The 6,096-nt window shown below is 69.0% G+C and carries 6 protein-coding genes; 3 read left to right on the top strand and 3 right to left on the bottom strand.

Going from position 1 to position 6,096, the window contains the following annotated elements:
• Positions 1-82: 82 nt before the first annotated feature.
• Genes D7X99_RS21470 through D7X99_RS21460 form a run of 3 tightly spaced genes read right to left on the bottom strand, consistent with a single transcriptional unit; the run spans position 83 to position 1,655 of the window.
• On the bottom strand, positions 83-577 hold the full coding sequence (locus tag D7X99_RS21470; protein ID WP_121779403.1) for a DUF3106 domain-containing protein: 495 nt from the start codon (positions 575-577) through the stop codon (positions 83-85).
• Positions 577-1,056 carry an anti-sigma factor gene (locus D7X99_RS21465; RefSeq protein WP_121779394.1) on the bottom strand — a complete coding sequence of 160 codons (480 nt, stop codon included), beginning with the start codon at positions 1,054-1,056 and terminating at the stop codon, positions 577-579. The genes D7X99_RS21470 and D7X99_RS21465 overlap by 1 nt, the downstream gene beginning before the upstream one ends.
• Complete coding sequence (locus D7X99_RS21460; protein ID WP_120576842.1) at positions 1,053-1,655, bottom strand: RNA polymerase sigma factor; 603 nt, start codon at positions 1,653-1,655, stop codon at positions 1,053-1,055. Before D7X99_RS21460 ends, D7X99_RS21465 begins: the two co-directional genes overlap by 4 nt.
• A gap of 90 nt (positions 1,656-1,745) precedes the next feature.
• On the opposite strand from D7X99_RS21460, the gene D7X99_RS21455 reads away from it, so the two are divergent.
• From D7X99_RS21455 to D7X99_RS21445, 3 genes are all read left to right on the top strand, one after another.
• A complete protein-coding gene (locus D7X99_RS21455) occupies positions 1,746-2,504 on the top strand; it encodes a hypothetical protein (protein ID WP_147476209.1) in 759 nt (252 codons plus the stop codon).
• A gap of 112 nt (positions 2,505-2,616) precedes the next feature.
• Positions 2,617-3,702, top strand: a complete 1,086-nt coding sequence (gene recA, locus D7X99_RS21450; RefSeq protein WP_120561791.1) for a recombinase RecA — start codon at positions 2,617-2,619, stop codon at positions 3,700-3,702.
• A 170-nt stretch (positions 3,703-3,872) separates the two neighbouring features.
• Entirely contained in the window at positions 3,873-6,095 is a 2,223-nt protein-coding gene (locus tag D7X99_RS21445) for an alkaline phosphatase (RefSeq protein ID WP_121779392.1), read from the top strand.
• Position 6,096 lies beyond the last annotated feature (1 nt).

Raw genomic sequence — 6,096 nt, 5'->3', positions numbered from 1 at the left:
TCCTTGGGGGGCGGGGGCTGCTGGGCGGATGCGGGCACGGCGGCCGCGAGCGCGAACAGCAGCAACCCACAGGGCGCGGGCCTCACTTGTTGCGCCGCCTTTCGCGCAGCCGCTCGCGTGCCTCCTGTCGCTGCTCCTGGGACATCTGCCGCCAGCGGCGCATGTTCTCCAGCATCTGCTCGCGGCGCTCCGGGTGTTCCTTGAGATAGGCGCGCACCCGTTCGCGCAGCTCCCCGCGGCGCTCCGGGGTGAGGCCGCGCAGCTCGCGCACCTGCTCACGCACCGCCTGCCGCTCCTGGGGCGACAGTCGCTGGAAGTCGCGCAGGTTGGTCTTCAGCCGCTCGCGCTCCTCCGGGGGCAGCTGCCGCCAGCGCTGGAGGTTCGCGCGCACGCGGGCCTGCTCCTCCGGGGACATGGCCTTGAACTCGCGCAGCTTCGCGCGCAGGGCTTCCTTCTGCTCCGGCGGGAGCTTCTCGAAGCGCTCCGCGGCGGTGGGCGCGGGGGCGTTGGCCGCGAAGGCGGGCACGCCGATGATCAGCGCCACCGCCAGCACGCCGGCGGTCATCCTTCGCAGCATCACGGCACCCCCAGTTCGTGGAGGTTCTCGACGACCTCCAGGTCTTCGGAGCTGTTGAGCCCCAGCACTTCGTAGTCCTCGACCAGCTCCAGGTTCGCCGCCACCTCCAGCGCGCCCGGGTCCCACTCCTCCAGCGAGGGCGACTCCACGCGCGTGCGACCGGCCACGAGCAGCGTCAGCACCACCGCGGCGGCCAGTCCCGCGGAGGGCACGAGCACGCCGGGCCTCAAGAGGTGCGCGAGCCGCTCGCGCCAGGTGGGCGGCAGCGCGTCCACCCGCGCCAGCAGCTCGCGCCGGGCGGACGGGGAGGGCGTGAAGGCGGGCAGCTCCGCCATCCGCGCCACCGTGAGGCGCAGGAGCTTCTCCGTGCCCTGGCACTCCGGGCAGGTGCCCAGGTGGGCCTCCACGCGCGAGCGGTGCGGGGGCGGCAACTCCCCGTCCACCCAGGCCGTCAGGTCTTCTTCGAACGCACAGCTCATGCCCGACTCCTCGCGGGCACGGTGCCCGCCTGCAACGCTTCAATCCTGCGCGCCACCGCCAGGGTGGCCCGGTGGATGAGGCTCTTCACGGCGGCCTCGCTCGCCTCCAGCGCCTCGGCGATGTCCCGGTACGCCATGCCCTCGAAGCGGCACATGGTGAACGCGGCCCGCTCGCGGTCGCTCAAATCCTTCAGGGCCAGGCCCACCGCCGCCTCCAGCTCCCGGCCGCTCAGCGCCTGGTCTGGCCTGTCTCCGTCGGGCCCTGGCATCCGCATCGCCCCCACGTCTTCCTCCGCCGGGGCCTCCGCCGTGAGGCGCGCCACGCGGTATTCGCCGCGCCGCATCTCGTTGAGGCAGTGGTTCGTCGCCACCCGGAAGAGGAACGTCTTGAACTTCGCCGTGGGCTTGTAGGAGCGCGCGTGGCGGTAGAGCTTCACGAAGATGTCCTGCGTGAGCTCCTCCGCCCGCGCCGCGTCCCCCACGAAGCGGAACGCGAAGCGCGCCACGCTCGCGTGGTGCCGGTCGAAGAGCCAGGCGAAGGCCTGCTTGTCGCCCGCCGCCACCTTCAGCATCGCCTGCGTGTCCGGGTCCCAATCCATCCGTGAGGTCAGAAACCCCGTTGCCCGCTGGAAGTTGCGGGCTTGCCCACTTTGAACCCCAAGCCACGCCCCGGTTACAGTTTCGCCACCGTGTCCGATGCTTTCCGCCCACGTTCGCGCACACCATCTCCCCACCTGGGAGAGGAGGCGGAGCCCCCGTCGGACCTGGCGGCCTGGGAGCCTCCGGCGCAGGGCGGCGCGCCCACCCCACCCACGGACTCGCCGCTGCCCATGTACCTGCTGGCGCAGCAGGCCCGGCGGGCGCAAGGGGACGAACAGAAGCGCCTGTCCTGGAACCTCAACCAGCTCCTGGAGGAGCTGGGGGCGCAGGGCGGGGGCCGGACGGAGGCGGACGCCTTCCACCGGCTGCTGGAGGGGGGCAACCTGGACGGGCTGGTGGACTCGGACGGGCGCTCCTGCCGCGCCACGGCGGTGGAGTCCCTGCTGGCCCTGGGCTTCCCCTACGCGCTGGAGGTGCGTCCGGAGGACCTGGAGCACCTCAAGAACGCCCCCGTCCCGGGCACGCGGCTGACGCCTCCCAGAGGGGGGCCCTTCCCGGCCCTGGCGGTGGGGCTGGGGGCGCTGGCGCTCCAGGTGGTGCTGGGGCTCACGGGCGTCGTCGTGCCTGGCGGGCTGCTCATCCTGCAGGGGCTTTTGACCCTGCTGACCCTGACCGTGCTGACGGTTGCCTCCGTGGGCTCTCCCCTGTATCGCGGAGCCCTGGCGCTGCTGACGGTGGTGTCCGGGATGGGGTTGGGGATGGTGCTGGTGCCAGAGGTTCCGGCGGGTTGGGCGGCCGGATTGGGCGGGCTGGTGGCCGCCTTCCTGGCTGCCCTGCGCAAGAGCTGACCGCCAGGACCCAAAACGGATGTCAGAGGGGTGGACTAGGGTCTACCCATCGCGTACTAAAAGCGCGTTCAGGTGGACCGGGGTGGTCCACTCTTCCAAGGAGCGACGAGAAATGGCCGTGAATCAGGAGAAGGAAAAGGCGATCGAGCTGGCGCTGGCGGCGGTGGAGCGTCAGTTCGGCAAGGGTTCCATCATGCGGCTCGGCAACGACGAGCCCATGATGAAGGACGTCCAGGCCATTTCGACGGGGTCCACTTCGCTCGACATCGCCCTGGGCGTGGGCGGCGTGCCGCGCGGGCGCATCATCGAAATCTTCGGGCCGGAGTCCTCCGGCAAGACGACGCTGTGCCTCCACATCGTCGCGGAGGCGCAGAAGAAGGGCGGCGTGTGCGGCTACATCGACGCCGAGCACGCGATGGACGTGGGCTACGCGCGCAAGCTGGGTGTGCGCACCGACGACCTGCTCCTGTCCCAGCCGGACACCGGTGAGCAGGGCCTCGAAATCGCGGAGATGCTCGTGCGCTCCGGCGCCATCGACGTGCTGGTGGTGGACTCGGTGGCCGCGCTCGTGCCGAAGGCGGAACTGGAAGGCGAGATGGGCGACGCGCACATGGGCGTGCAGGCGCGCCTCATGAGCCAGGCGCTGCGCAAGCTCACGGGCACCATCTCCAAGAGCCAGACGTGCGTCATCTTCATCAACCAGATCCGCATGAAGATTGGCGTGATGTTCGGCAACCCGGAGACCACCACGGGCGGCAACGCGCTGAAGTTCTACGCGTCGCAGCGCATGGACATCCGCCGCGTGGGCGCCATCAAGAATGGCGAGAACGTGGTGGGCAGCCGCACCCGCGTGAAGGTCGTGAAGAACAAGGTGGCGCCTCCGTTCAAGGAGGTGGAGTTCGACATCATGTACGGCGCGGGCATCTCGAAGGAGGGCGACCTCATCGACCTCGCCTCCAACGACAACATCATCGAGAAGAGCGGCAGCTGGTTCTCCTTCAAGGGAGAGCGCATCGGCCAGGGCCGGGAGAACGCGAAGGAGTACCTGCGCGAGCACCCGGACACCTACAAGGAGGTCGAAGCCCTGGTGCTGGAGAAGTACGGCATCGGCAAGCCCGCGGGTGCGGCGCCCGCCGCGGACGCCCCCAGCGAGCCGCCGGAAGGTGAGAAGCGCCCGCGCGTGAAGGCCGTGAAGTAGTCGCGAAGCGTTTCGCGAAAATGGTCCGCCGCGCACCTCCGGGGGGAGCGGCGCGGCGGGTGAAGTAGAAAAGGGGCCGGTCTCCAGTGATGGGGCCGGCCCCTTTTTCTTCACCGTGAGAGGGATTGCGGGATTGTGACGCGCACGGTCATCACCGGCCTGTCGCCGGGATGTTTCGTGTGGAGGGAGGAGGGCCTCTAGACTTCGAGGTCCGGGAGCCCCTTCACCCCTGCTTCCCGCTGGAGTCCATCGCCTTGTTCAACCCCTTCAAACGCCGCACGTTCCTGCAAGCCGTGGTTGCTGTCGCGGCGACGACGACCTTTGGATGCTCCGACGACGATTCGACGGAGACTTCGGATGGCTCGCCCTACTTCCCGCAGTCGTTGGCGTCGGGGGATCCGCGTCCGGACAGCGTGGTGTTGTGGGTGCGCGTGGAGGACAAGGACCGCGCCGGTTCTGACCTGCCGCTGCGGCTGGAGGTCTCTCCGTCGGAGGACTTCAAGACGCTGGTGCTGGACAAGACGGACCTGTCGGCGCTGGCGGAGCATGACCACGCGGTGAAGGTGAAGGTCACCGGGTTGTCCGCGCGCACGACGTACTACTACCGCTTCTCCTACGAGAAGGACGGCCAGAAGCACACCACGCGCACCGGGCGCACGCGCACCGCGCCCGCGGCGGGGGATGACGTGCAGGTGAAGTTCGTCTTCGCCAGCTGCCAGGACTTCATTGGCCGCTACTACAACGCCTGGCAGCGGCTGCTGCAGCTGGACGCGGACCTGGACTTCATCGTGTTCCTGGGTGACTACGTCTACGAGACGACGGGCGACACGTCCTTCCAGTCCGGCGACGGCGGCCGGAGCATCCGCTTCAGCGATCCGGATGGGGCGCTGCCGCAGGGCGCGGGCCTCACCTCGTACCTGGCGGCGAACTCGCTCTCCAACTACCGCGACCTCTACAAGACGACCCGCACGGACAAGCAGCTGCAGGCGGTGCACGAGCGCTACCCGTTCATCATCGTCTGGGACGACCACGAGTTCTCCGACGACTGCTGGCAGGACGTGGCCACGTACGAGGACGGCAAGCGGGACGAGACGCAGCTGGACCGCAAGCTCAACGCGGAGCAGGCCTTCCTGGAGTACATCCCGCTGGACACGGTGCAGTCCGCCGCGGGCGCCATCGACGTGGCCAGCGAGCCGCGCTTCCCCAACTCGCGCATCTACCGTGACTTCGAGTACGGCAAGCACCTGAAGCTGCTGGTGACGGACTACCGCAGCTACCGGCCGGACCACCTCATCCCGGAGGACGGCTACCCGGGCACCGTGGCGCTGGACGCGACGCTGCTGGGCGCGGCGCTCCAGGGCCAGCCGGACGTGGTGAAGGCGACGTTCCAGGCGGACACGTTCGCGTACGTGAACATCGACGACGCGGCGTACGCGAACCAGAAGCAGGTGCTCCAGGCCGTGTACCTGAGCCAGGCGAAGGCGGCGGGCCTGACGGACGCGGAGGCCGCGCAGAAGGCCGGCAAGTGGGTGGCCGGTCCGGTGGCGCTCTACTACGTGAACCAGGTGCTGGCGGCGGTGAACAAGGCGCTGGTGATTCCGCCCGCGGACAAGCCCCGGGGCCTGGCGTACGCGCACATGGGCAAGGCGGCGCTCTTCAACATCCAGGGCTCGCGCTACGTGGTGGTGAAGGACACGTTCGACCTGTTCGCGGCGGTGAAGTACCAGCTGTCCCAGGGCAAGAGCGAGGACGTGTTCGGCCCGGACCAGGAGGCGTGGTTCCAGCAGACCATGACCACGGCGACGAACACCTGGAAGATGGTGGTGAGCTCCACGTCGCTGTCGGCGCTCATCTGGGACTTCCGGCAGCAGGCGGACATCACGGACCCGACGCTGCGCCAGCGCTTCTACTTCAGCGTGGACCAGTGGGACGGCTTCCCCACGAAGAAGAAGGTGATGCTCAACACGCTGAAGGCCGCGGGCGTGACGAACACGCTGTTCATCTCCGGGGACATCCACGCGTCGTTCGCGTCGGTGGAGGAGGGCGTGCCCGTGCTGACGGCGCCGGGCATCACCTCCGGCTCCATCAAGAGCCTGGCCAGCCTGGCGCTGATTGGCGCGGGCTACTCCACGGGCGCGCCGGTGTACCAGCACGCCGTCGTGGAGATGGAGAAGACGCTGATGGCGTCCAACTCGGGCCTGCGCTTCGCGGACGCGGACTCGCACGGCTTCGTGCTGGTGGAGGTGAAGGCGGATGAGACGCTCGCCACCTTCCACCTCATCCCCGCCGGCGAGGTGGCCAAGGACTACTCCAAGCGCGCGGACAGCGAGCTGGAGGCGAAGTTCACCGCGAAGACCTTCCGCGTGAAGAACAGCGACATCCAGCCGGCCTGAG

The sequence above is a fragment of the Corallococcus sp. AB032C genome, assembly GCF_003668935.1.
Lineage (GTDB): Bacteria > Myxococcota > Myxococcia > Myxococcales > Myxococcaceae > Corallococcus > Corallococcus exiguus.
Note: the sequence above shows the minus strand (reverse complement) of the source record. Positions and strands in the feature narration are given on the sequence as shown.

Excerpts from the sequence above, each read along its gene's own strand:
- D7X99_RS21470 (WP_121779403.1), bottom strand. The coding sequence starts at position 577 with ATGCTGCGAAGGATGACCGCCGGCGTGCTGGCGGTGGCGCTGATCATC.
- D7X99_RS21465 (WP_121779394.1), bottom strand. The coding sequence starts at position 1,056 with ATGAGCTGTGCGTTCGAAGAAGACCTGACGGCCTGGGTGGACGGGGAG.
- D7X99_RS21460 (WP_120576842.1), bottom strand. The coding sequence starts at position 1,655 with ATGGATTGGGACCCGGACACGCAGGCGATGCTGAAGGTGGCGGCGGGC.
- recA (WP_120561791.1), top strand. The coding sequence starts at position 2,617 with ATGGCCGTGAATCAGGAGAAGGAAAAGGCGATCGAGCTGGCGCTGGCG.
- D7X99_RS21445 (WP_121779392.1), top strand. The coding sequence starts at position 3,873 with ATGTTTCGTGTGGAGGGAGGAGGGCCTCTAGACTTCGAGGTCCGGGAG.